Origin of the sequence: Lawsonibacter celer (assembly GCF_014281125.1) — a bacterium.
Lineage (GTDB): Bacteria > Bacillota > Clostridia > Oscillospirales > Oscillospiraceae > Lawsonibacter_B > Lawsonibacter_B celer.
In genome coordinates, this window is sequence record NZ_JACOEA010000002.1 from 350756 (window position 1) to 372670 (window position 21915).

A 21915-nucleotide genomic window follows, 5' to 3' on the forward strand; every position below is an offset into this window, starting at 1 on the left:
TTTGCAAGTGAACTTGCCTTGATTAAACTGTTCGAGGACTTCAAGTTTGGCCAAAAAAGTATCAATGTCTGATGAGTACACCGCTTTTAAGTGATCGTCTTTTGTAAGCATAAATCCACCATGTCCTTTCGTCGTTATCACCCCCCATAAAACGGAATTTATACTTGAGGGGAGTATAACATAATTTGTTGCACGATTTTGTCAAACTCTATACATAAATTCTTGTTATATTCTATACTATTTTTCAAGTTTTGACAACATACTCATAAGTAAAGACGCTGTCGGAACAAACCAACAGCGTCTTTGGTGCGGGCGGCGGGACTCGAACCCGCACACCACTGAGGTAACGGAACCTAAATCCGTCGAGTCTACCAATTCCACCACGCCCGCATATATAAGTCGGTGCCAGGCACCGGCTGTTTTTTATGATAATTGTACGCCCTGAAAATCCTTCACTAAGGTGACACGACCTAAATCTCGCATGTCTACCAATTCCATCATACCCGCGTAGAAGTAATATTTATTTTACCATTTGCCGTGCAAAAAGTCAATTGCGCTGAACCCGCACGGAGGCTATAATAGGTACCATGAAAAACCGTAGCAAAAGGGGGAAGCGCCATGAACTGCGCGCCGAAAATTGCCGTAATCCAGGACATCTCCGGGTTCGGCCGCTGCTCTATGACGGTGGCGCTGCCTGTAATGAGCGCCATGGGCGGACAGTGCTGTCCGCTGCCCACTGCCTACCTGTCTGCCCACACGGCCTTCCCGGCCTCGGACAACGCCGCATTTCTGGACTTGACGGAGCAGATGCAGCGGACCAGCCGCCACTGGCGGGAGCTGAGCGTCACATTTGACGCCGTCTACAGCGGGTTTCTGGGCAGTCTTGCGCAGATTGATCTGATTGCGCAGTTTACCGCCGACTTCCGGCAGAGCCACACCCTGGTGCTGACTGACCCGGTCATGGGCGACCACGGGAAGCCTTACCGCACCTATACACCGTCCATGTGCCGCCGCATGGGGGAACTGGCCAGCCGGGCGGATGTGATTACCCCCAACTTGACGGAGGCCGCCCTGCTGCTGGGGGAGGATTATGCCGACGCGCCCCGGAGTGAGGCGGGGATGCGGGAATGGCTGAGGCGCCTGTCGCTGAATGGAAAGCGCTCGGTGGTCATCACTGGCGTCAGCCTCGCGTCCGAGCAGCTGGGCGCCGGCTGCTTTGACCGGGAGAGCGGACGAACGCATTTTGCCATGGCCCGTCAGGAACCAGGACAATTCCCGGGCACCGGAGACCTGTTTGCCAGCGTGGTGCTGGGTGATCTGCTCCGGGGGCAGACTCTGCCCCACGGGGTGGAGCTGGCGGTGGCCTTTGTACAGCAGTGTGTGCACCGTACCCTGGCCCTGGGAACGCCCACGCTGGAGGGCGTTCAGTTTGAGCAGCTGCTGGGAGAGCTGATCCGGAAATAGGTCCGAAGGGGCGCTCTTGGGCGTCCCTTCCCCTTGTATTTGGGACTGTTTCCCGCCAATCGTGGTATACTATAGCCAAGCCACACAGGAAAGGAATTCGTGTTATGACCAATGAAAAACAGCCCGCTGGGACGGTGACAGGCGTATACCAGGCCGCCAGCCGCGGCTTTGGCTTTGTGACTCCGGAGGGATCGGCCGGCCGGGAGGCGGACTTTTTCATCCCGCCCAGAGCGGAGGGCGGCGCCTGGAACGGGGACAAGGTGACCGTCCTGCCTGAAAAGGTGCCGGCCGGGGAGGGGGCCAAACGCGCCGCCCGGGTGATCCGCGTGCTGGAACGGGCCAACCGAACCGTCACCGGCGTCATCCACAAGCACAACCGGGAGACCTGGCTCCAGCCGGACAGCGACCGCCTCCCCGGCCCCATTCAGGTGGTCGGAAAGGGCAGCCGGGCCCGGGCGGGCGACAAGGCCGCCGTGGCCATGACCAGCTTCGGCAGCGCCAAGCATCCGCCCATGGGCACCCTGCGGGAGGTCTTTGGCCGGGACGGCAGCCGTCAGGCCGCCGTGGCCGCGATCCTCTACAACTATGAAATTGACCCGGAATTTCCGGCGGCGGTGCTGGCTCAGGCCGAGGAGGCCCCCCAGTCCGTACCGCCGGAGGCCCTGGACGGGCGGCTGGACCTGCGCGGGAAAGTCGTCATCACCATTGACGGGGCCTCCTCCAAGGATCTGGACGACGCGGTGAGCCTGGAGCGGGACGAGGAGGGCCGCCGGGTGCTGGGAGTCCATATCGCGGACGTGAGCCACTATGTGCCGGCGGGCTCTCCCCTGGACCTGGAGGCCTGGGAGCGGGGGACCTCCGTGTATTTCGCCGACCAGGTGGTGCCCATGCTGCCCAGGCAGCTCTCCAACGGCATCTGCTCCCTCAACCCCCAGGTGGACCGGCTGACCCTGTCCTGCCTGATGACGCTGGACGCGGATGGGGCTGTGGTCGGGCATACCATCGTAAAGAGCGTCATCCGCACCGCAGAGCGCATGACCTATGAGGACTGCAACGTGCTGCTGGACCCGGAGCGCCTGGCGGAGTCTCCCTCCCTGGGGGAGCGGTACGCCCGGATTCTGCCCATGCTGAAGGACATGGCCGTCCTGGCCGGGGTGCTGGAGCGCCGCCGGAAGCTGCGGGGCAGCCTGGATCTGGAGAGCAGCGAGAGCTATATCGTCTGCGACGGGTCCGGCGCGCCGGTGGAGGTGCGCACCCGCCGCCAGGGGGTGAGCGAGCGGCTCATTGAATCCTTTATGCTCTCCGCCAACGAGTGCGTGGCCGAGCATCTGAACCGGCTGGAAAAGCCCGCCGTCTACCGGGTCCATGAGAAGCCCTCCCCGGATAAGACGGAGACCCTGCGCGCCATGCTCGCCCCCCTGGGCTATACCCTGCGCCAGGCTGACCAGTTCTCCCTGCAGAAGCTGCTGGAGCAGGTCAGGGACAAGCAGGAGGGGCCGGCGGTGTCCACCATGGTGCTCCGCTCCCTGATGAAGGCCCGGTACGACGCCGCCAACCTGGGTCACTTCGGCCTGGCCGCGGAGTACTACTGCCACTTCACCTCCCCCATCCGCCGCTATCCCGACCTGATGGTCCACCGCATCCTCACCGCCCTGCTGGAGGGTAGACTCAGGGGTGGCACGGAGAAGAAGCTGGCCGCCGCGGCCCAAAAGGCGGCGGTACAGTCCTCCCAGCGGGAGCTGGCCGCCCAGGCCGCTGAACGTGAGATCGAAAAGCGCTATATGGCCGAATATATGGCCGGGCATGTGGGGGAGACCTTCCCCGGTGCCGTGTCCGGCGTGACCCGCTTCGGGCTGTTCATTATGCTGGAAAATGGTGTGGAGGGGCTGCTCCCCGCAGAGGTCCTTCCCGACGACGCCTATCACTATGACGAGACCCGCATGTGCCTCACCGGAGAGCGGACGGGCGCGGCGTTCTCCTTTGGGATGCCTCTGGAGGTCCTGTGCGCCGCCGCCGACCCGGGCAGCGGGCAGATCGACTTCCGTCTGGCCGGATCAGAGGCGCCCCGCCCGTCCCCGGGCCGGCGGGAGAAGAAGTCCGCCCCCCTGCCCGCGCAGAAGCGGCGGGGACGGGCCATGCATGTGCCCAAGGGCCGCAGGGGGCGAAAGCGTCGCTGAGCCCCGTCCAAAATACCTGCAGACAAGAACGCGCGCCGCCCGGCAGGATGCCGGGCGGCGCGCGTTTTCATCTGTATTTATCCAGCCAGGGCCTTGTCCAGATTCTCCCTGATGGCCTGGAGGAACTCGGCGGTGGTCACCGATTTGGCGGGAGCCGCTCCCTCCCACAGCCCGGCCAGGTCCTTGGTCATAACGCCGCTTTCAATGGTGGCGATGCTGGCCCGCTCCAGCTTGCGGGCAAAGTCCGCCAGGGCGGGAATGCCGTCCAGCTCGCCCCGTTTGGCCAGGGCGCCCGTCCAGGCGAAGAGGGTGGCCATGGGGTTGGTGGAGGGATTCTCCCCCTCCAGATAGCGGTAGTAGTGGCGGGTCACCGTGCCGTGGGCCGCCTCGTACTCATACTTGCCGTCGGGTGAGACCAACACAGAGGTCATCATGGCCAAACTGCCGAAGGCGGTGGAGACCATATCGCTCATCACATCGCCGTCGTAGTTCTTGCACGCCCAGATAAAGCCGCCCTGGGAGCGGATCACCCGGGCCACCGCGTCGTCAATGAGGGTATAGAAATATTCAATGCCCAGGCGCTCAAACTGGTCCTTATATTCGGCGTCGTAGATGTCCTGGAAAATGTCCTTGAAGGTATGGTCGTACTTTTTGGAAATGGTGTCCTTGGTGGAGAACCACAGGTCCTGCCGGGTGTCAATGGCGTACTGGAAGCAGGAGCGGGCAAAGGAGGTGATGGAGCTGTCCTTATTGTACTGGCCCTGGAGCACACCGGCGCACTCGAAATTGTAAATGGTCTGGCGGAAGTCCTTTCCGTCGGCGCCGGAGAACACCAGCTCCGCCACGCCGGGGCCGGGCACCCGGTACTCCGTGGCCCGATAGACGTCGCCATAGGCGTGACGGGCAATGGTAATGGGCTGCTTCCAGGTCTTGACCACCGGAGAGATGCCCTTGACCATGATGGGGGCGCGGAACACGGTGCCGTCCAGGATCGCCCGGATGGTGCCGTTGGGGGACTTCCACATTTCGGTCAGGTTATACTCATCCAACCGCTGGGCGTTGGGGGTGATGGTGGCGCACTTGACGGCCACGCCGTACTTTTTCGTTGCCTCAGCGGAATCCACCGTCACCTGGTCGGCGGTGCGCTCCCGCTCGGGCAGACCCAGGTCGTAATATTCGGTCTTGAGCTCAATATAGGGAAGGAGCAGCACGTCCTTGATGTCCTTCCACAGGATACGGGTCATCTCGTCTCCGTCCATCTCCACCAGGGGAGTGGTCATTTGAATCTTTTCCATGTACGGGCCTCCTAAGCACGTTTGCTCTCTCAAAGGATGTTTTATTATACTCGTTTCCCTGTAAAAAGGCAAGGGAGCGGCCGTTTTTTCACAGTTTCCACAATTGCTTTTTCCTTACCGGCGCAGTATTCTATTGAAACGAGACAGATGATTGGGAGATGCGCATCCGTGTTTGACAACCGTTCCCTGAAAAAATTGATTGTTCCTCTGGTGATTGAGCAGTTCCTGGCCGTTCTGGTGGGCATGGCGGATATTATGATGGTATCCTCCGCCGGGGAGGCAGCGGTATCCAGCGTAGCTCTGGTGGATCTGATCAACGTACTGATCATCAATGTGTTCTCCGCCCTGGCCACCGGCGGCGCCGTGGTGGCCGCCCAGGCCATCGGCGCCCAGGACCTGGACCGGGCCGGTCGGGTGGCCAATCAGCTTCTGTACATCGTCTGCGCCATCTCCCTGGCCGTGATGGCCCTGGTGCTCTGCTTTAAAACTCCCCTGCTGGGCCTTCTCTTTGGCCGGGTGGAGCCGGCGGTGATGGAGGGCGCGGTCACCTATTTTGTCATCTCCGCCTGGTCCTATCCCTTTATCGCCATTTACAACGCCTGCGCGGCCCTGCTGCGCGCCATGGGCAACTCCAGGGCCTCCATGTATGTCTCCGCCCTGATGAACGGCCTGAATGTGGCGGGCAACGCGCTTCTGGTCTATGGGTTCCACATGGGCGTGGCCGGAGTAGCCCTGCCCTCTCTCTTCTCCCGGGCCGTGGCGTCGGTCATTATGCTGGCCCTGCTCCACTCCGTCCATAACCCTGTGCGCGTGCAGCACCTGCTCCGCTTTCGTTTTGAGCCGCCTATCATGGGGAAAATCCTCCGCATCGGGGTCCCCAACGGCCTGGAAAACAGCATGTTCCAGCTGGGCCGTGTGCTGCTGGTGAGTATGATCTCCACCTTCGGCACCGCCCAGATTGCCGCCAACGCCGTGGCCAACAACATCGACGCCTTCGGGATTCTGCCCGCCCAAGCCATCGGTCTGGCTCTCATTACCGTGGTCGGTCAATGCGTGGGCGCAGAGAACTGGGACCAGGTACGGCTGTACACCAAGAAGCTGATGAAGCTGGCCTACGGGTGCATGATCGCCCTTGACATTCCCCTGCTGCTGGCCCTTCCCCTGATCCTGCGGGTCTACAACCTCTCCCCGGAGGCCTACCGCTGCGCGTTCCTGCTCATCTGCATCCATAACGGCTGCGGCATGGTGCTCTGGCCCGCCTCCTTTACGCTTCCAAACGCCCTGCGGGCCGCCGGCGATGTGAAGCTGCCCATGGTGGTCTCCATCGCCTCCATGGCCGCTGTGCGGCTGGGCTTCAGCTATGTGCTGGGCGTCCACTTTGGTCTGGGCGTGATCGGCGTATGGATCGCCATGGTGTGCGACTGGGTGGTGCGGGTTGTCTGTTTCCTGCTGCGGGTGCGCCGCAAGCTCTGGAAAAATCACCCCTGAAATATTAAAAAAGGACCGCTTCTCCGGAAGCGGTCCTTTTTATGCGTCATTTACCCACCTTGGCGCTCTCTCCCGCGCACTCCAGCGCGGCGGCGATGGTACGCCCCTCCGCCTGTTTGGCATGGCGGTCCACATCCCCCTGGTTCTTGGGGCTGCGGATCAGCTGGGCCGGCCCCTGAACACAGCCGCCCTCACAGGCCATGCCCTCAATAAAATTGAAGTCTCCAACGCCCTTGGCGGCCTTCAGGAATGCCACCCGGCAGGCGTCCAGTCCGCTGCAGGGCATGGGCCTGAGGGTGAAATCCGCGCCCTGCTCCTTGAGCACCTCGGCCACAGCCGCGCTCACGCCGCCGCTGCGGGCAAAGCTGCGACCGAAGCCGCTGGCCTGATCCAGCTCCGCCTCCTCCAGCTGGGATACTTCGATGTCCCTGGATTCAAACAGAGCGTACAGCTCCTCAAAGGTAAGGGCGCAATCCACCGCCCCCATGGTCTTGCCCAGCTTAATCTCCTTCTTCTTGGCCACACAGGGGCCGATAAAGACCACTTTGCACGCCGGGTCCTGTTTTTTCAGATGGCGGGCCGCCATGACCATGGGCGAGGGGGTGGCGGAGATCAGGTGGGCCTGCTCCGGAAAATTCTTCTCCACAAATTCCACAAAGGCCGGGCAGCAGGAGGAGGCCAGCATCCCCTTCTCCACCAGCTCCTCCGCCTCCTGCTTAGCGGTCATGTCGGCGCCCAGCGCCACCTCCACCACATCGTGGAAGCCGAGCATCTTCAGCCCCGTGACCACCTGTCCCAGCTCAGCGGGGGCGAACTGCCCGGCAATGGAGGGCGCCACGGCGGCATACACCCGGTAATTCCAGCGCTCCGCTCCCTGAAGCATGGCGATCGTGTCCACAATATAGGACTTGTCCATAATGGCGCCGAAGGGGCACTGGTACACACAGGCGCCGCAGGAGGTACACTTAGAGGGATCCACAGAGGCCTTCTTGTCCTCCCCCATGGAGATGGCCCCGGCCTTACAGCTGCGCTCACAGGGGCGCTGATGCTTTTCAATCGCGCCATAGGGGCAGGCGCTGACACATCGGCCGCAGGAGATGCACTTGCTGTGGTCGATCACTGCCCGGTGGTTGACGATGGTGATGGCGTCCTTAGGGCAGGTATGGACACAGCGGGTGGCAATACAGCCCCGGCAGGCAGGCCCCACGGCAATCTCCGTCACCGGGCACTCGTCGCAGGCAATGGGGAGCACCTCCACCATGCTGGGACTGGTCTGGTCCCCGCCCATGGCCACCTTCACCCGCTGGGAAATGATGGCCCGCTCTTTATAAATACAGCAGCGCATCAGGGCCTCCGGTCCGGGGATAATCTCCTCCGGAATATCCAGTACGCCCATCTGCAGATTGTTTTTCCATGCCTGGCGGGCCACGGCCACCAGCACATCGTTCTTCAGTTCCTGTACGCTGGTCTCAAATACCCGCATAAAAGCACTCCTTCCGCGCCGTCACAGTTTTTGTTATATTTTTAACATGGTTATTGTATCTCGTTTCCGCTCCTTCTGTCAATTGTAAGGATTTCTTGCTTTCTCAGAATTTCCCCGGCTATTTTGGAAAACGCGCGGGTTTATACCCAACAGTTCTGGGAAATGTGGTACAATAGCAGCACAGATTCTCTTTTCCGAGGAGGCCCCTATGAACCAGGAACTGCTCTCTCATCTGCCAAAAATGGACGTGCTGCTGACGCAGCCCCTTCTGGCGGGCAGCGGTCTGCCCCGCGCCGCCCTGAAGGCCGCCGCCCGGTCGGAGCTGGACGCTCTGCGCCGGCGCATCCAGTCCGGCCAACCGGCCCCCGCGCCGTCCATGGAGGAGATTGCCCGCGCCGTGCTGGTCCGGGCGCAGACCCTCTCCCGCCCCAGTCTGCGCCCGGTGATTAACGCCACCGGCGTGGTGCTCCACACCAACCTGGGGCGCGCCCCCATGAGTCCGGCCGCGGCAGAGGCGGCCTGTGCGGCGGCGGCGCACTACACCAACCTGGAGTACGACCTGGACAGCCGGTGCCGGAGCAGCCGAGGCGCCCATGTGGAGGAGCTCGTCTGCGCCCTCACCGGAGCGGAGTCCGCCCTGGTGGTCAACAACAACGCCGCAGCGGTGCTGCTGATGCTCTGTGTGCTGGCTGCGGGCAAGGGGGTCGCCCTCTCCCGGGGGGAGCTGGTGGAAATCGGCGGCTCCTTCCGGATGCCGGACATCATGGCCCGCAGCGGTGTGCGCCTGGTTGAGGTGGGCACCACCAACAAGACCCGCCTGTCCGACTACGAGGGGGCCCTGGCCGCCGGGACAGCCCAGGTACTGTTGAAGGTACACCCCAGCAATTTCAAGGTGGTGGGTTTCACGGAGGAGGTGCCGCTGGCGGAGCTTGCCGCTCTGGCCCGGCGGCACGGCGTGCCTGTGCTGTGTGATCTGGGCAGCGGCGCGCCCGACGGGGACGGCCCCTGGCCCCCGGATTACCCCACCGCCGCCGGGACGGCGGGCCTGGCCGACGTGATGTGCTTCTCCGGGGACAAGCTGCTGGGCGGACCCCAGGCCGGCATTCTAGCCGGCCGTAAGGAGTACATCGACCGGCTGCGCTCCGATCCCCTGGCCCGGGCCCTGCGTATCGACAAGCTCTCTCTGGCCGCCCTGGAGGTCACCCTCCGTGCCTGGACCGACCCGGAGGGGCGCGCCGCCCTCCCCGGACCCGCCATGCTCTCTGCCGGGCTGGCCCAGCTGCGGCCCAGGGCGGAGGCCCTGGCCGGGCGGCTGGCCCCCCTGTGCGCCGGTTGGTGCGCGGTCCGGGCCGTAGAGAGCGCGGGGGAGGCCGGGGGAGGCGCCCTCCCCGGCGTAGCCCTGCCCGGCGCCGCGGTGGAGCTGCGCCCCGCGGACGGAGATGCGGAGGCCCTGGAACGTGCCCTGCGCGCCCACTGCCCCCCCATCCTGGGTCGGCTCCACAGGGGCGCGCTGCTGCTGGACGTGCGCACCCTGCTGCCCGGGGATGAGGAGGAGATTGTCCGCGCCCTGGCCGGCCGCACTCCGGTGGAGCAGCTGTGAGGCCCCTCATCATCGGCACCGCCGGGCACGTGGACCACGGCAAGACCGCCCTGACCCGGGCCCTCACCGGGGTGGACACCGACCGGCTGACCGAAGAGAAGCGACGGGGCCTGACCATTGAGCTGGGCTTTGCCCCCCTTCCTCTGCCCGGCGGACGGCCGGCCAGCATTGTGGATGTGCCCGGCCATGAGGCATTTGTGCCCACCATGCTCTCCGGTGCATCGGGGATAGATCTGGCGCTGCTGGTCATCGCCGCCGACGAGGGGGTGATGCCCCAGACCCGGGAGCACCTGGCCATCCTCTCCCTGCTGGGGATACGGGGGGGCGTTTTGGTCCTCACCAAGGCCGACCGGGTGGACGGACGCCGCCTGGCCCAGGCCGAAGCCCAGGTCCGCGCCGCGGCACAGGGCACCTTTCTGGAGGATGCGCCTGTTCTGGCCGTGTCCGCCGCCACGGGGGAGGGCATGGAGGCCCTGCGGGAGCAGCTGGCCGCCCTGGCGGACCAGTGGAGCGCGCCGCCGGAGCAGGGTCCCTTCCGCCTGAACGTGGACCGCTCCTTCTCCGTGGAAGGCAGCGGCGCCGTGGTCACCGGCACCCTGACCGGCGGTCCCCTGGCCCGGGGCAATGTCCTCACGGTTTACCCGGCGGGGATCTCCGCCCGGGTCCGAGGGCTCCAGAGGCATGGACAGCCTGCAGAGCGGCTGGAGCCGGGCAGCCGGACGGCGGTCAATCTGGCGGGGATCAAGTCCGGTCAGGTGCGCCGGGGGGACACCCTGGCCACCCCCGGCTCCCTGGTCCTCACCAATCGGGCAGACGTATCCCTGACTCTCCTGCCCGACGCCCCCTTCGGGGTGAAGCACAACGCACAACTGCACTTGTACCACGGGGCCCGGTCCATGGTGTGCCGCTGCGTCCTCCTCGGGCGGGACGAGCTGACACCGGGGCAGTCCGGCTTTGCCCAGCTGCGCCTGCCCCGCCCCCTGGCCGCCTTGCCGGGGGACCGCTTCGTGGTCCGCTTTTTCTCCCCGGAGGTCACGCTGGGGGGCGGGGTGCTACTGGACCTGGCCCCGCCCCTCCGGGGCCGGAACGCGTCGGAGCGGACACAGGCCCTGGAAACGCTGGCCCGGGGCGCCCCGGAGGCCCGGGCCGCTCTGCTGCTGAAGCGGGCCGGGACGATCCCCCTCCCCGTCGAGAACCTGGTCCGGGACGCCCGGCTGGAGCCGGAGGCCCTGCCCGGTCTGCTGGAGCGGGTGCATGCGGCGGAGGCGGGGGGACATGTGCTGGGATATGAGACTCTGGAGGCCCTGGAGGCACAGACCCGGAGCCTGCTGACCGAACAGCCCGGCCTGAACCAGGGGGCGCTGCTGGCCCGGCTCTTTCCCGGCGGGGCGGAGGGCGGGACCGCCTTTCTGGCCCGGCTGACCCGCTGCCTGCGCCTGGAGCAGGCGGAAGGCGGCTTCTACCTGCCCGGGACGCTGCCCTCCGGTGGGCCGGAGGAGGCGTCGCTCCTTGCGCGCTATGTCTCCGCCGGGCTGTGTCCCCCCTCCGACCGGGAGCTGGAGGGGCAATTCCCTGCCGGCCCGGCGGCCTTCCGCCGGGCAGTCCGCGCCCTGACCCAGCGGGGCTCGCTGGCCGTCCTCTCTCCCCAATACCGGGTGCATGCCCCGGCGGCCGCCGAAGCCTTGGCCGCCCTGCGCCTCCGTTTCGGCGCCGCCCCCTTTACCCTGGCTCAGGTGCGGGACCAGCTGGGCGTCAGCCGGAAATACGCCTTGCTTTTTGCGGAATATTGGGATAAGCTAGGAATTACCCGGAAAACCGGGGATGCGCGGGTGTTCTGCTGACCCGCGCCATGGGGGCGGAAGGGTGCCTGGTGGACCCCGCGGTCTTCAAAACCGCTGCGGGCGGCGTTCCCGCCCGGGTGTGTTCGATCCACACCCGCCCTCGCCATTTTGATGAAAAAGGAGCGACAGCCATGGAATTTCAGAAAGAAGCCAACCGTATCTTTGCCCAGGCTGCGGACGGCACGCTCATCGCAGAGATCACCTTTCCGGCCTGCGGCGACGGCGTGGTGGACATCAACCGCACCTTCGTGGACGACTCCCTGCGGGGCCAAGGGGTTGCCGCCCAGCTGGCCCAGGCGGCCGCCGAGCAGGTACGCGCCCGGGGTCTGAAGGCCATAGCCTCCTGTTCCTATGCCAAAAAGTGGTTTGCCAAGCACCCGGAGCAGGCCGACCTGCTGTCCGGGCAAGCGTGTTAGACTTACGAGAGGCAAACCTTTGGCGGAATATCCCTACGGCTACTTCGGAATGCCCTGCGCCCGTCTGGGAAGGATGGGCGGCTTCCGCGACTTGAACACCGGCCGGGCCAATCAGCGGACCTGCGCCGCCGTGGCCTCCTCTGGCTTTGAGGCGTGGCATGCGGACTATGTACAGCGCGCACACCTGCTCACCAAGGCGCTGGAACGGTACAGCAACGGACGAATGAAGCGCTTTCTCTGCGAATTGTTTCTTCAGCAGGAGCTGCCTGTGCTCCAGGAGCTCATGTGCCGGGCAGAGGCCTTGACCGGCGATCTGAAGGAGCGTTCCACCGCTTTCCGCGCCCTGGCCTCTGCCATCCTCGCGGCCAGGGAGTTCCAACAGGTGGAGACCGGCCTCCCGGCAACGTAAACAAGGGCCCCCCTCGTTTGAGCGGGGCCCTTGGATCAAAAACATCCTGCCCGTTCATTTCATGGGGCAGGATGTTTTTATGGTCTTTAGCCGCGCGATAAATACAGATCTGACGTGTCCGATCTGATGGCTTGACAGGGCCATGAAATGGGTTAAAATAGGGAGGCAAAGATAAAAACACGTCCCGGTCGGTAGTCCGGGAGCGGTGAAAGCCGTCAGTAACCTGCCTCCTTGGTTGTCCGTTCTTTGCCTGTCAGCACATTTAAGGAGGAACCGGTATGAATCAGGGCAAGGCAAAGTTAACGGTGTTTTTTGAGGAGCCATTTTGGGCAGGTCTGTACGAGCGCCAATGGGGCGGAAAGTATGAGGTGTGCAGGATCATCTTCGGCGCAGAGCCAAAGGACCAAGAGGTCTACCAATATTTTCTCGACCACTGGCGCACCCTCCGCTTCAGCCCGAGCATTGAAGGCGCTTCCAGGGATGAGCGCCGGAAAAATCCGAAGCGCATGCAGCGCCAGGCCCATAGGGCGACCCAGAGCACCGGGATCGGCACCAAAGCCCAACAGGCCCTGAAGCTCCTGCAGGAGCAGGGCAGGCTGGAGCGCAGGGCCAGATCAAGGCATCGGCGTGAAGCCGAGGAACAGCGCCAGTTTGAGCTCCGGCAGGAGAAGCGCAAGGAGAAGCATAGGGGGCACTAATCTGCCCCCTATGCTTCTCCTTTTACGTCCCCTGTTTCTGAGCGGGGCGCTTGTTATGCCTCTTCGTTTTCAAACAGCAGACGGTAGCCGCCCGCCTCCACAGCGTACACCGCCTCCAGATCCTCGTCCGACAAGGCGGCCGGATCGAAGGGACGGGTAAAACGCACACAGGTGCCGCAGGAGGCGGAGAGCTTCCGGGGTACCGGGGCCATCACTCCGTCCTCCCCCAGCGCCTTCAGCCGGCGCTGGAAGCTCAGGGCCCCAAAATGGGTGTGAAAAGTGGCGATCTGTTCCATCAGGAGATCACAATCTCATATTCCTCGTCCCCCAGGCTGCGGCTGGCCACCGTATGGCCACTGTTCCGGGCGAAACGGGTGATGTTCTGCAGCGGGGTCTCGCTGTCCACCAGCACCGTGAGGGGCTTACCCAGCTCCTTCAGGGCCTTTTTGGTCATCAATACGGGTTCGGGACAGGAATAGCCCCGGGCATCGATCTGATTCATAGCGCTTCCTCCTTATTTTTTCCGGTTCAGGTTCAGCCCGCCGATGGCGGCGGCCACCGCAAGGCCGATGAGCACGGCGATCTTCCCCGCGCCGGTAGGTCCCTCGGCAGAAGATGCCAGGCCAAAGTTATGGCAGAAGGCCGCGCCCACCACCATACCCAGCACGGCCACGGCGGAGTCGCTGTTGCCGCTGCCGGCAAGGATCAGCTGCCGCAGGGGGCAGCCGCCCAGCAGCACGGAGGCCAGTCCCACCAGCACCATGCCCAGCAGGTTCCACAGCCCGTCGGTGTGGGCCACGGGCTGCCCCGCAAAGCCAGGGGTAAAGCCGCCCCGCGCGCCAGCGGCGCCCACAATCAGATTGCCCACCAGCACGGCGGCGAAAATCGCGAGAAAGCCCATGAGCAGGTGCCAGTCCCGAAAGAGCATCACATCCCGGATGCCCCCCACCATGCACAGGCGGGTCCGCTGGGCCAGGGCGCCCACGATCAGGCCGCCCGCCAGGGCCAGCAGCAAAGGCGCGCGCATAGAGCCAGGACCCTCCTGCGAGAAAAACAGGAAGGCCGGGGCCGCGGCCACCAGCACCAGCAGTGCCGCCGCGACAGCGGGCATCAGGGTCCCCTCCACCCTGTTCTGGGGCTGGGATTTTTTCAGGGAAAATCCCTTCTTCAAAAACAGAGTGCCGATGAAAATACCCAGGATAAAGCCGATCAGGCCCAGAATGGCGTTCCCGTCCCCGCCTCCCAGGCGGATGACCATGCGCAGGGGACATCCCAGGAACATCAGCGCCCCCACCATCACGCAGAAGCCCAGCACGAACCGGGCCATGGGGGACGAGCCGCCCCGCACCTTGAACTCCTTCCCCGCCAGCGCCATAATCAGCGCGCCCAAGACCAGGCCGATGATCTCCGGCCGGATGTACTGCACCGCCGCCGCCCGGTGCAGGCCCACGCCCCCCGCGATGTCCCGCAGAAAGCAGGCAATGCAGAAGCCCATGTTCAGCGGGTTGCCGAAGGCCACCAGCACCACCGACACGGCGCCCACAATCAAGCCGGTCAGGATAATGCCCAAATGACTTTTGATTTTTTCCATCTCTCTTTTCTCCTCTCGCTGTCGCGTCCGGCATGACCCGCCGGCCCACCTTCTCCTTGATTGTAGACCACAGCAAGAGAAAAAGGAAATCTTCTTTTTCGATATTATCACTGAATTTTATTTGTTTTTTCTATAAAATACGGTATACTGAATTTATCCCGGACAAACAGAGGCCCGGGCTTTATCCGCCCGGGCCTCCGCTCCAGCTTATGGTTTGACGCGCAGCAGACGCTCCCCCCTGGGACCCACCCGGCCGATGGCCGCGGCGGGCACGCCGGCGTCGCTCAGGCGGGAGAGCAGCTCCGCCCCTCGCGCCTCGGGCACCGCGATCACCAGGCCGCCGGCGGTCTGCGGATCGTAGAGCACGTCCAGGATTTCCTGGGGCACCGCCCCGTCCGCCTGGACGTCGTCCCCCACAAAATCCATGTTCCGGTAGGCCCCGCCGGGAATGATCCCGTCCCGGGCCAGCTCTAGCGCCTTGGGCACGATGGGGATCGCCCTCGCCCAAAGTTCCAGGCTGCTGCCGCAGCCCTCCGCCATCTCCTTCAGGTGGCCCAGCAGGCCGAAGCCCGTTACGTCCGTGCAGGCGTGGGCCTCCACCGGGGCCACGGCCTCCGCCGCCGCCCGGTTCAGGGTGGTCATCAGCCCGGCCATCTCCCGGTACTCCTCCGGCGTGAGCAGTTCCGCCTTGGCGGCGGTGGAAAGAATCCCGGTGCCCAGCGCTTTGGTGAGCACCAGCAGGTCCCCCTCCCGCGCGCCGGAATTGGTGAGAATGGCCTTGGGGTGGGCGTAGCCTGTGACACACAGGCCGTATTTCGGCTCCTGATCCTCGATGCTGTGGCCGCCGGCGATGACCGCCCCGGCCTCCGTCACCTTGGACGCCCCCCCCTCCAAAATGGCACCCACCACGTCCAGGGGCAGGCAGGAGGGGAAGGCCAGCAGGTTCATGGCCAGCTTGGGCGTGCCGCCCATGGCGTACACGTCTGAAAGGGCGTTGGTTGCCGCGATTTGGCCAAAGGTATAGGGGTCGTCCACCACGGGCGGGAAGAAATCCACCGTTTGGATCATGGCCAGCTCGTCGCTGATCCGGTAGACTGCCGCATCGTCGCTGGAGTCAAAGCCAACCATCAGGTTGGGATCGCTGTTCCGGGGCAGCCCGGACAGCACGTTCCTTAGGACACCCGGCCCTATCTTTGCCCCTCACCCACCGGCCGCGGTCATGGCGGTCAGGCGCAGCTTTTCATACGGCATCTCTTCACCCCCCTGCATTTTGATTATCCACAGTGTACCCCATTTCTGCGAAAAAGGCAATCGGGAGGAACCCCTATGCAGCTCAAACAGCTGGAAATTTTTATCCAGGTGGCCGCCCTGCGCAGCTTCTCCAAGGCCGCCGAGGCCCTCTATCTGACCCAGCCCACCGTGAGCGCCCATATCAGCGCCCTGGAGCAGGAGCTGGGGGTGCGTCTGGTGGTTCGTTCCACCAAGGCCCTGCGCCTGACCCCGTCGGGCGCGGTGCTGGAGCGATATGCATCCCAGATCCTGTCCCTGTGCCGCCGGGCCGAGCAGGAGGCCCGCGCCGCCGCAGCAGAGGTAACGGGGACCCTGTGCGTGGCCGCCTCCACCGTGCCAGCCCAGTATCTGCTGCCCCAAATCCTTCCTCTGTTGCGCCGGCAGTATTCCCAGGTGTTCTTCCAGGTACGGCAGGGAGACAGCGCCCAGGCGGTACAGTGGCTGAGCGAAGGCAGCGCAGAGGTGGCCGTGGTAGGCTCCCCGGCGGCCCGGCCCGGTCTGGCCTGCGCGCCCTTTCTCACAGAGCGGCTGGTGATTCTCACCCCGAACACGGCGGAATACCGGGCGCTGAACGGGGTGATAACCCCTCAAGTCCTCCGCCGGGCCCCCTTTCTGGTGCGGGAGCCCGGCTCCGGCACCCGTCGGCGGGGAGAGGAATTCCTGCGCAGCATCGGCCTGGACCCCCGCTCCCTCCCCCTGGCCGCCCAGCTGGAGAGCACAGAGAGCATCCTCCAGGGGGTGGCCCACGGGCTGGGCATGGCCATCGTCTCCGGCTATGCCGCCCAGGAAGGGATCCGGGCGGGCCGATTCCTGGCCTTTGATTACGCGAGTCCCTTTCTGGACCGGACCTTCTACCTGCTGCACCGAAAGAGTGGTCCGGTTTCCCCCGCCGCGGCCATGCTACTGGAAGCGCTGCCCGGCTTTTTTCAAGCAAACGACACATCGCGGTGAAATAAAACGCCCACACCGGGCGTTATCAAACTGAAAGGGATCGAAAGGAGGAGGCTTCCTTGCTTTTCGCCATGGCAATAGAGGGCGGCGCGCTTGTGGAGCGGAGCCGCCAGGCTCCAGTGGACGAAGCCCTGTTTCCCCGCATCGGGCAGGGAGACCAGGCTGCCTTTGAGGCGCTTTACCGCCAGACCGAGCGGGCGGTGTACACCTTTGCCCTCTCTCTGCTGAAGAACCCCCACGACGCCCTGGACGTGACCCAGGAGACCTATCTGAAGGTACGCGCCAGCGCCCATCTGTACCAACCCCAGGGCAAGCCTCTGGCCTGGCTGTTCACCATTGCCCGCAATCTGTCCAACAGCCTGCTACGCCAATCAGGCCGCAGCGTCTCTGCGGAAGAATATTTCAGCGCAGACGGCCCCGGCTGCGCCTATCTGGAGGACCCCAGTGACCGGCTGGCCCTAACGGCGGCCCTGGACGGCTTGGAAGAGCTGGACCGGCAAGTGGTGCTGCTCCACGTGGTCTCCGGCCTGAAGCACCGGGAGATCGCCCAGGACCTGGGCCTGCCCCTGGGCACGGTGCTCACCCGCTACCACCGGGCGCTGAAAAAACTCCGGCATATTCTCTCGGAAGGGGGTGCTCTCCATGGATAAACAGCTCAAGCAGCGGCTCAACCGCGCGGTGGACCGCCTACCTCAGCCGGATGCCCAAGCTCTGTGGCACACACCCGTACCCCGGATGGAGGTGCACGACGCGGTTACCATGCCGCCCCGGACACCTCCCCCCCGGCGGCGCGGTCCCGGAGGCCGTATGCTTCTGGCGTTTGTTTGCCTGGCCGTGGTTGTGCTGGGCGGTCTGCTCTGGTATCGCTCTGCCGGTCGGATCCAGGCGGCAATCACTCTGGACATCAACCCCAGCTTCTCCATTCTCGTGGGCCCCCGTGGCGTGCGCTCCGTCACCGGCGGCAATCAGGAGGCTGAGACCCTTCTGGAGGGACGGGACTACCGGGGCTGGACGGCAGAGGATACTGCCGCAGATCTGCTGCGAGCTGCGTCAGACGGCGGCTATCTGACCCCGGGCACAGAAACCACAGTGCTGGTATCCGTGGCCGCCCGGGACGGGGACGACGCCGCATTGCTGGCCGGTCAGCTGTCCCGCCGCATCCGGGACGAACTGGACAGCGCGCAAACGCCCCTCACGGTCCTGCGACAGAGCTTTGAGCTGGGCGACGATGAGGAGGACGGCACCGGCCGTCGGCGGCTGATTCTTCTTCTGGCCGACGAGCTGGAAACCAGCCCGGAGCGTCTCTCCGCCCTCTCCCTGGAGGAGCTGGGCCGGCTGGCGCTCACTGTGGACGAGGATGAGCTCTCGGTGGACCGCTCCGCCTGGCTGTCCTCCTCCGAAGGAGAGTCGGCTTCCCCGTCTGTTCCCCATACTCCCTCCCATGGGCCCCGGGAGGACTGGGATGACGAGGATGACGACAAGGAGGACGAGGACAAGGATGATGACGAGGACGACTAAGCTCCTGTCAACCAACGCGCCCCTGTTTCCGGTTTTCCGCCGGGAACAGGGGCGCGTTGGTTACTCCGGCGGGTTTCCTGCGATCAGGGCCAGCTTTTCCGCACGGCTGAGCCGCTTGATCTCCCACTCCCGTCGCAGCGCCGCCGGTTTGTCCTCCGCCGCTTCCCGGTAGACCAGCTCCACCGGGAAGCGGCCGCAGGTATATTTGGCGCCTCGCCCGCTGTTGTGGGCGGCCAGCCTCCGCTCCAGGTCGTTGGTGATCCCTGTATAAAGGGTTGCGTCCACACAGCGGAGAATATAAACCCAATAGGCCATGATTTTCCTCCCATTCCTGTCTTTTGGGGACGCACCCCCGCCCCTGCCGCCGCATACCCTGGGATTGAGCAATTTGAATTCTTGGAGGGTCAATTATGGCAGCGGAACCTGACGTGCGCTTTTATTTGGGGGCCAACTCCCCCAGCGGATTCTACTCCCTTTACGATCAGCTCATCGACCCCGCCCAGGCGGAGGATCTTTTTCTTTTAAAGGGTGGGCCGGGCTGCGGCAAATCCTCACTGATGCGCCGGGTGGCGCGCACCCTGTCCGACCAGGGTCTGGAGGTGGAGTACATCCAGTGCTCCGGCGATCCGGACTCTCTGGATGCCATCCGCATTCCCGCTCTGGGCGCGGCCATTGCAGACGCCACCGCGCCCCACGTGCTGGAGCCAAAATTTCCCGGCGCTGCGGAACGCTATGTAAACCTGGGAGAGTTTTATGATACCCCGGCCCTGAAGACCATAAAAGGGGACATTATGGCCTGCATGAGCGGCTATAAGGGCTGTTACAGCCGGGCCTACCGCTGTCTGAATGCAGCGGCTCAGATTGGCGAGGACATGCGCGCCATCCTGCTCACCCCCGCGCTGGAGGCCAAAATGGCCAAGCGGGCCAAGGGCATTCTCTCCCGGGAGGTGAAGAAGAGCGGCCGGGAGCCGGGCCGGGCGGTACAACGCTTTTTGGGCGCCGTCACCTGGCAGGGCCCTGTCTGCAATTATACCACGGCGGAGGTGCTCTGCCGGCGTATTTATGAGCTCGCCGACACCTATGGGCTGGCCCACAACATGCTCACCCATCTGGCCGCGGGGGCCATGGCCGCCGGGTATGATGTGATCGTGTGCCCCTCCCCCATGGCGCCGGACCGCATGGAGCACCTGCTCATCCCCACTCTGTCTCTGGGTTTTTTGTCTGTCTCCCCCGCCCTGCCCTGGGGTAAGCACCCCTACCGGCGCATCCGCATTGACGCCATGGCCGATCCGGAGCTGCTGCATCGGAACAAGGCCAGGCTGAAATTCTCCCGCAAGGTATCCGCCGCCCTGGTGGAGGAGGGGGTGGAGTCCCTAGCCCAGGCCAAGGCCATACACGACGACCTGGAGGCACTCTACAACCCCCACGTGGACTTTGACGGGGTATACCGCACCGCGGATGAGATTGCGGCGGAGCTGCTGGCGCGGGCGTAGCCCTACCCGCGGAAAGAAGGCCCGCGCCTGTCCCGGCGCGGGCCTTTTCTCTATGTCTCCGACGGCACATCCCTGCGGGCCATGAGCGCCTCATACGTCACCTTCCAGGCCTTTTCCTCATAGGGGTAGGACACCGGCTCCGGCTCCCGCCCCAGCATCCGGCCCACAAGCCAGGCATGAAAGGCCGGATTCTTCACCAGCACCGGGCCGATCAGGTGCGTGCCCAGCAGGGTGCCCTGGCGGAAGCCCTCGTCTCCACCCTCCCCGCGGTTGCCCCGGCCCATCACCATCCGAAAGAGAGGGGGGACCCTTCCCGTCCAATCGTCGCATTTGTTGATAAAGCCCACCAGAGGCGGCTCGATCTCCGGGAAGGCGGCGACCGCGTCTCCGGTGTAGCGCACGCCGGCCTGCTCCCGGGCGGTGAAGTCAAGCAGGCCCAGGCCGGACCAGATTTTACCCAGCCCGTCCACGATCTCCCGGCCCGCCATGGAGGCGGCGTTTCCGGTAAGCAGGGCGTGCATCCCGCCGTCCAGAGCCTCCTTCAACGCCCCGGCATAAGGGCGCAGGTGCTCCAGCGCCGCCTTCTGGCTGCGCTCGGTCCCGGCGCCGATATACAGAAAGTCGTACCCGTCAAAGCAGAGCGCGTCCCCCAGGGTCCTGCGGTCCACGGACACTTCCTCCCCCTGGTCGGCCAGATGGCGCTCCAGAGCGCGGAGGTTGCCGCTCTCCCCATAGAGGTTCATTAAATCGTGATACAGATAGAGGATCTTCATGCCTGTCCCTCCCTCTCCGGCTCCACCCGCGAGAGCAGCTTGTCCTTGTCCGAGAAGCAGGTGATGGCGTAGATATAGCCCGCGGCGTTGGCGCCCAGCCAGTCCACGGCCCGGCCGACGTCCGCCTCGATGTGGATGCGCTCCGGGTCGATGCCGGCGTAGTCAAAGCGGGCGGCCAAGTCCCAGCAGTACCGGCCGGCCAGGACGATCTGCTTCACCGACGGGGCGGAGAGCCGCTCAAAGTCGATGTCCCACAGCCAGGAGGTCTCGCTGGTGAAATATTTGCGGCTGATGGCGTCCACCAGGACCAGCACCGTCACGTCCCGGCCGTCCCCCACGGCCACGCGGATGGACTGGTCGTAGGAGACGGAGTTCTCGTGCTTGGAGGCCAGCAGAGTGCCCGGCCGGTCTCCGGCCCGGAAGGAGACGATGCGGCCGCTGCGCAGGGCGTAGCCGCTGAGGGCGCGGGCGACGGCCTCCCCCTCCAGCCCCAGCTCCCGGCAGGCGGCGTAGGCCGCCAGGGTGTTGTACATATGGTAAATGCCCGCGAAGGACATGTCCACCCGGTATTCTCCGTCCAGCACCAGGTACTTTTCCGCCAGGCTGGCCTGGGTGACCGCGTACTTGGTCTCGTGCCGGTGATGGCCGCAGGCGGGGCAGCGGTAGGAGCCGATGTGGTTGTAATGGCAGAAATCGTACTCCATGGGGCCCTTGCAGTGGGGGCAGTAGGCCCCGTCCCGGTAGCGGCCGGAGGGCGTCTCCTCGGAGAAGGGCAGCCGGTCCACCCCGAACCACACCACCGGGTTGTCCCGCCCCATGGGGAAGCAGGACACCAGCGGGTCATCCGCGTTGAGGATGAGCTCCGTTCCCGGGTGGATGCTGTCCTGGAGGATGTCAAAAATCCACTCCGGGTGGCCGTTTCGGGTGAGCTGATCCCGATAGAGATTGGTTATCACGTAGTGGGTGGGGCGGAAATGGCGGAAGGTATGCCGGGCAAACCGCTCGTCGCTCTCCAGCAGGATCACGTCGCTGCGCACCCTGCCGCCCAGGGTGCAGTCGGAGAGCAGGAACGTGGTCACGCCCTCGATCTGGTTGGAGCCCTCCTTGTTGTAGGAAACTTTCAGCCCGTTTTCCCGCAGGACATGGGCGATCATCTCCACCGTGGAGGTCTTGCCATTGCTGCCGGTGACCGCCAGGATGCGGTCGGGCAGGGTCAGCTTCTGCAGGATGTTGGGGTCCAGCTTCAGGGCTACCCGCCCGGGCAGGCTGCTGCCCTTGCCCATGAGCTTGCCTGCGAAGCGCAGCAGCTTGCAGGCCAAAATCGCAATGAGTTTCATATGCAGACTCCTTGGGGGCGAATCAAAGCCGCTCCATGAATTGCTAACAGAATAGCACATTTCCCCGCATCTTGCAACGGGCCAAAGCAGG

Annotated in this window: 21 protein-coding genes and 2 tRNA genes; 13 read left to right on the forward strand and 10 right to left on the reverse strand. The window is 64.4% G+C overall.

Features of this window, described 5'->3' with window-relative positions:
• Positions 1-304 precede the first annotated feature (304 nt).
• Positions 305-390: transfer RNA gene (locus tag H9Q75_RS06470), tRNA-Leu, on the reverse strand.
• 228 nt (positions 391-618) lie between these two features.
• On the opposite strand from H9Q75_RS06470, the gene H9Q75_RS06475 reads away from it, so the two are divergent.
• Both H9Q75_RS06475 and rnr read left to right on the forward strand, forming a co-directional pair.
• Positions 619-1464: a pyridoxamine kinase gene (locus H9Q75_RS06475; protein WP_186565356.1), complete on the forward strand. Its 846-nt coding sequence runs from the start codon at positions 619-621 to the stop codon at positions 1462-1464.
• A gap of 104 nt (positions 1465-1568) precedes the next feature.
• On the forward strand, positions 1569-3641 hold the full coding sequence (rnr, locus tag H9Q75_RS06480; protein ID WP_186565357.1) for a ribonuclease R: 2073 nt from the start codon (positions 1569-1571) through the stop codon (positions 3639-3641).
• Positions 3642-3718: 77 nt separating this feature from the next.
• On the opposite strand, the gene H9Q75_RS06485 is transcribed toward rnr, so the two are convergent.
• Positions 3719-4936, reverse strand: coding sequence for an NADP-dependent isocitrate dehydrogenase (locus tag H9Q75_RS06485; protein ID WP_186565358.1), 1218 nt, complete (start codon positions 4934-4936; stop codon positions 3719-3721).
• 168 nt (positions 4937-5104) lie between these two features.
• On the opposite strand from H9Q75_RS06485, the gene H9Q75_RS06490 reads away from it, so the two are divergent.
• Positions 5105-6424, forward strand: coding sequence for an MATE family efflux transporter (locus H9Q75_RS06490; RefSeq protein ID WP_186565359.1), 1320 nt, complete (start codon positions 5105-5107; stop codon positions 6422-6424).
• A 46-nt stretch (positions 6425-6470) separates the two neighbouring features.
• Here the strand turns inward: H9Q75_RS06490 and H9Q75_RS06495 are convergent, their stop codons facing one another.
• On the reverse strand, positions 6471-7907 hold the full coding sequence (locus H9Q75_RS06495) for a 4Fe-4S dicluster domain-containing protein (protein WP_186565360.1): 1437 nt from the start codon (positions 7905-7907) through the stop codon (positions 6471-6473).
• Positions 7908-8115: 208 nt separating this feature from the next.
• Between H9Q75_RS06495 and selA the strand changes: the two genes are divergently transcribed.
• The 6 genes from selA (at position 8116) to H9Q75_RS06525 (ending at position 12871) form a co-directional block, all read left to right on the forward strand.
• On the forward strand, positions 8116-9507 hold the full coding sequence (gene selA, locus H9Q75_RS06500; RefSeq protein WP_186565361.1) for an L-seryl-tRNA(Sec) selenium transferase: 1392 nt from the start codon (positions 8116-8118) through the stop codon (positions 9505-9507).
• Positions 9504-11348, forward strand: coding sequence for a selenocysteine-specific translation elongation factor (gene selB / locus H9Q75_RS06505; RefSeq protein ID WP_186565362.1), 1845 nt, complete (start codon positions 9504-9506; stop codon positions 11346-11348). Before selA ends, selB begins: the two co-directional genes overlap by 4 nt.
• Before the next feature lie 10 nt (positions 11349-11358).
• A tRNA-Sec gene (locus tag H9Q75_RS06510) sits at positions 11359-11454 on the forward strand.
• Between the two features lie 25 nt (positions 11455-11479).
• Positions 11480-11764, forward strand: coding sequence for a GNAT family N-acetyltransferase (locus tag H9Q75_RS06515; RefSeq protein WP_186565363.1), 285 nt, complete (start codon positions 11480-11482; stop codon positions 11762-11764).
• 19 nt (positions 11765-11783) lie between these two features.
• On the forward strand, positions 11784-12173 hold the full coding sequence (locus tag H9Q75_RS06520; RefSeq protein ID WP_186565364.1) for a hypothetical protein: 390 nt from the start codon (positions 11784-11786) through the stop codon (positions 12171-12173).
• A 278-nt stretch (positions 12174-12451) separates the two neighbouring features.
• Positions 12452-12871, forward strand: coding sequence for a YjdF family protein (locus H9Q75_RS06525; protein WP_186565365.1), 420 nt, complete (start codon positions 12452-12454; stop codon positions 12869-12871).
• Between the two features lie 53 nt (positions 12872-12924).
• Here H9Q75_RS06525 and H9Q75_RS06530 read toward each other — a convergent pair whose 3' ends face one another.
• From H9Q75_RS06530 to selD, 4 genes are all read right to left on the reverse strand, one after another.
• Complete coding sequence (locus H9Q75_RS06530; protein WP_186565366.1) at positions 12925-13167, reverse strand: putative Se/S carrier protein; 243 nt, start codon at positions 13165-13167, stop codon at positions 12925-12927.
• Entirely contained in the window at positions 13167-13373 is a 207-nt protein-coding gene (locus H9Q75_RS06535) for a sulfurtransferase TusA family protein (protein ID WP_186565367.1), read from the reverse strand. Before H9Q75_RS06535 ends, H9Q75_RS06530 begins: the two co-directional genes overlap by 1 nt.
• Positions 13374-13385: 12 nt before the next feature.
• Positions 13386-14462: a YedE family putative selenium transporter gene (gene yedE / locus H9Q75_RS06540; RefSeq protein WP_186565368.1), complete on the reverse strand. Its 1077-nt coding sequence runs from the start codon at positions 14460-14462 to the stop codon at positions 13386-13388.
• A gap of 207 nt (positions 14463-14669) precedes the next feature.
• The gene (gene selD / locus H9Q75_RS06545) at positions 14670-15713 is read right to left on the reverse strand and encodes a selenide, water dikinase SelD (protein ID WP_186565369.1); all 1044 of its coding nucleotides are present in this window, start codon (positions 15711-15713) and stop codon (positions 14670-14672) included.
• Positions 15714-15788: 75 nt separating this feature from the next.
• On the opposite strand from selD, the gene H9Q75_RS06550 reads away from it, so the two are divergent.
• From H9Q75_RS06550 to H9Q75_RS06560, 3 genes are read left to right on the forward strand one after another with little or no spacing between them, the layout of a single operon-like run.
• Positions 15789-16703, forward strand: coding sequence for a selenium metabolism-associated LysR family transcriptional regulator (locus tag H9Q75_RS06550; RefSeq protein WP_186565370.1), 915 nt, complete (start codon positions 15789-15791; stop codon positions 16701-16703).
• A gap of 59 nt (positions 16704-16762) precedes the next feature.
• Positions 16763-17353 carry an RNA polymerase sigma factor gene (locus tag H9Q75_RS06555; RefSeq protein ID WP_243200710.1) on the forward strand — a complete coding sequence of 197 codons (591 nt, stop codon included), beginning with the start codon at positions 16763-16765 and terminating at the stop codon, positions 17351-17353.
• Positions 17346-18221: an anti-sigma-I factor RsgI family protein gene (locus H9Q75_RS06560; RefSeq protein WP_186565371.1), complete on the forward strand. Its 876-nt coding sequence runs from the start codon at positions 17346-17348 to the stop codon at positions 18219-18221. The genes H9Q75_RS06555 and H9Q75_RS06560 overlap by 8 nt, the downstream gene beginning before the upstream one ends.
• Before the next feature lie 60 nt (positions 18222-18281).
• Here H9Q75_RS06560 and H9Q75_RS06565 read toward each other — a convergent pair whose 3' ends face one another.
• A complete protein-coding gene (locus tag H9Q75_RS06565; RefSeq protein ID WP_186565372.1) occupies positions 18282-18536 on the reverse strand; it encodes a GIY-YIG nuclease family protein in 255 nt (84 codons plus the stop codon).
• 95 nt (positions 18537-18631) lie between these two features.
• Here H9Q75_RS06565 and H9Q75_RS06570 point away from each other — a divergent pair, with 95 nt between their 5' ends.
• Positions 18632-19714, forward strand: a complete 1083-nt coding sequence (locus H9Q75_RS06570) for a hypothetical protein (protein WP_243200711.1) — start codon at positions 18632-18634, stop codon at positions 19712-19714.
• Positions 19715-19764: 50 nt separating this feature from the next.
• Here the strand turns inward: H9Q75_RS06570 and H9Q75_RS06575 are convergent, their stop codons facing one another.
• Both H9Q75_RS06575 and H9Q75_RS06580 read right to left on the reverse strand, forming a co-directional pair.
• The gene (locus H9Q75_RS06575; protein WP_186565373.1) at positions 19765-20487 is read right to left on the reverse strand and encodes a hypothetical protein; all 723 of its coding nucleotides are present in this window, start codon (positions 20485-20487) and stop codon (positions 19765-19767) included.
• Positions 20484-21824, reverse strand: coding sequence for a MurT ligase domain-containing protein (locus tag H9Q75_RS06580; RefSeq protein WP_186565374.1), 1341 nt, complete (start codon positions 21822-21824; stop codon positions 20484-20486). The genes H9Q75_RS06575 and H9Q75_RS06580 overlap by 4 nt, the downstream gene beginning before the upstream one ends.
• Between the last annotated feature and the right edge of the window lie 91 nt (positions 21825-21915).

What these genes read in the sequence shown, in the direction of transcription:
- H9Q75_RS06475 (WP_186565356.1), top strand. Translation starts at nt 619, where the DNA reads ATGAACTGCGCGCCGAAAATTGCCGTAATCCAGGACATCTCCGGGTTC.
- rnr (WP_186565357.1), top strand. Translation starts at nt 1,569, where the DNA reads ATGACCAATGAAAAACAGCCCGCTGGGACGGTGACAGGCGTATACCAG.
- H9Q75_RS06485 (WP_186565358.1), bottom strand. Translation starts at nt 4,936, where the DNA reads ATGGAAAAGATTCAAATGACCACTCCCCTGGTGGAGATGGACGGAGAC.
- H9Q75_RS06495 (WP_186565360.1), bottom strand. Translation starts at nt 7,907, where the DNA reads ATGCGGGTATTTGAGACCAGCGTACAGGAACTGAAGAACGATGTGCTG.
- selA (WP_186565361.1), top strand. Translation starts at nt 8,116, where the DNA reads ATGAACCAGGAACTGCTCTCTCATCTGCCAAAAATGGACGTGCTGCTG.
- H9Q75_RS06515 (WP_186565363.1), top strand. Translation starts at nt 11,480, where the DNA reads ATGGAATTTCAGAAAGAAGCCAACCGTATCTTTGCCCAGGCTGCGGAC.
- H9Q75_RS06525 (WP_186565365.1), top strand. Translation starts at nt 12,452, where the DNA reads ATGAATCAGGGCAAGGCAAAGTTAACGGTGTTTTTTGAGGAGCCATTT.
- H9Q75_RS06530 (WP_186565366.1), bottom strand. Translation starts at nt 13,167, where the DNA reads ATGGAACAGATCGCCACTTTTCACACCCATTTTGGGGCCCTGAGCTTC.
- H9Q75_RS06535 (WP_186565367.1), bottom strand. Translation starts at nt 13,373, where the DNA reads ATGAATCAGATCGATGCCCGGGGCTATTCCTGTCCCGAACCCGTATTG.
- yedE (WP_186565368.1), bottom strand. Translation starts at nt 14,462, where the DNA reads ATGGAAAAAATCAAAAGTCATTTGGGCATTATCCTGACCGGCTTGATT.
- H9Q75_RS06550 (WP_186565370.1), top strand. Translation starts at nt 15,789, where the DNA reads ATGCAGCTCAAACAGCTGGAAATTTTTATCCAGGTGGCCGCCCTGCGC.
- H9Q75_RS06560 (WP_186565371.1), top strand. Translation starts at nt 17,346, where the DNA reads ATGGATAAACAGCTCAAGCAGCGGCTCAACCGCGCGGTGGACCGCCTA.
- H9Q75_RS06565 (WP_186565372.1), bottom strand. Translation starts at nt 18,536, where the DNA reads ATGGCCTATTGGGTTTATATTCTCCGCTGTGTGGACGCAACCCTTTAT.
- H9Q75_RS06570 (WP_243200711.1), top strand. Translation starts at nt 18,632, where the DNA reads ATGGCAGCGGAACCTGACGTGCGCTTTTATTTGGGGGCCAACTCCCCC.
- H9Q75_RS06575 (WP_186565373.1), bottom strand. Translation starts at nt 20,487, where the DNA reads ATGAAGATCCTCTATCTGTATCACGATTTAATGAACCTCTATGGGGAG.
- H9Q75_RS06580 (WP_186565374.1), bottom strand. Translation starts at nt 21,824, where the DNA reads ATGAAACTCATTGCGATTTTGGCCTGCAAGCTGCTGCGCTTCGCAGGC.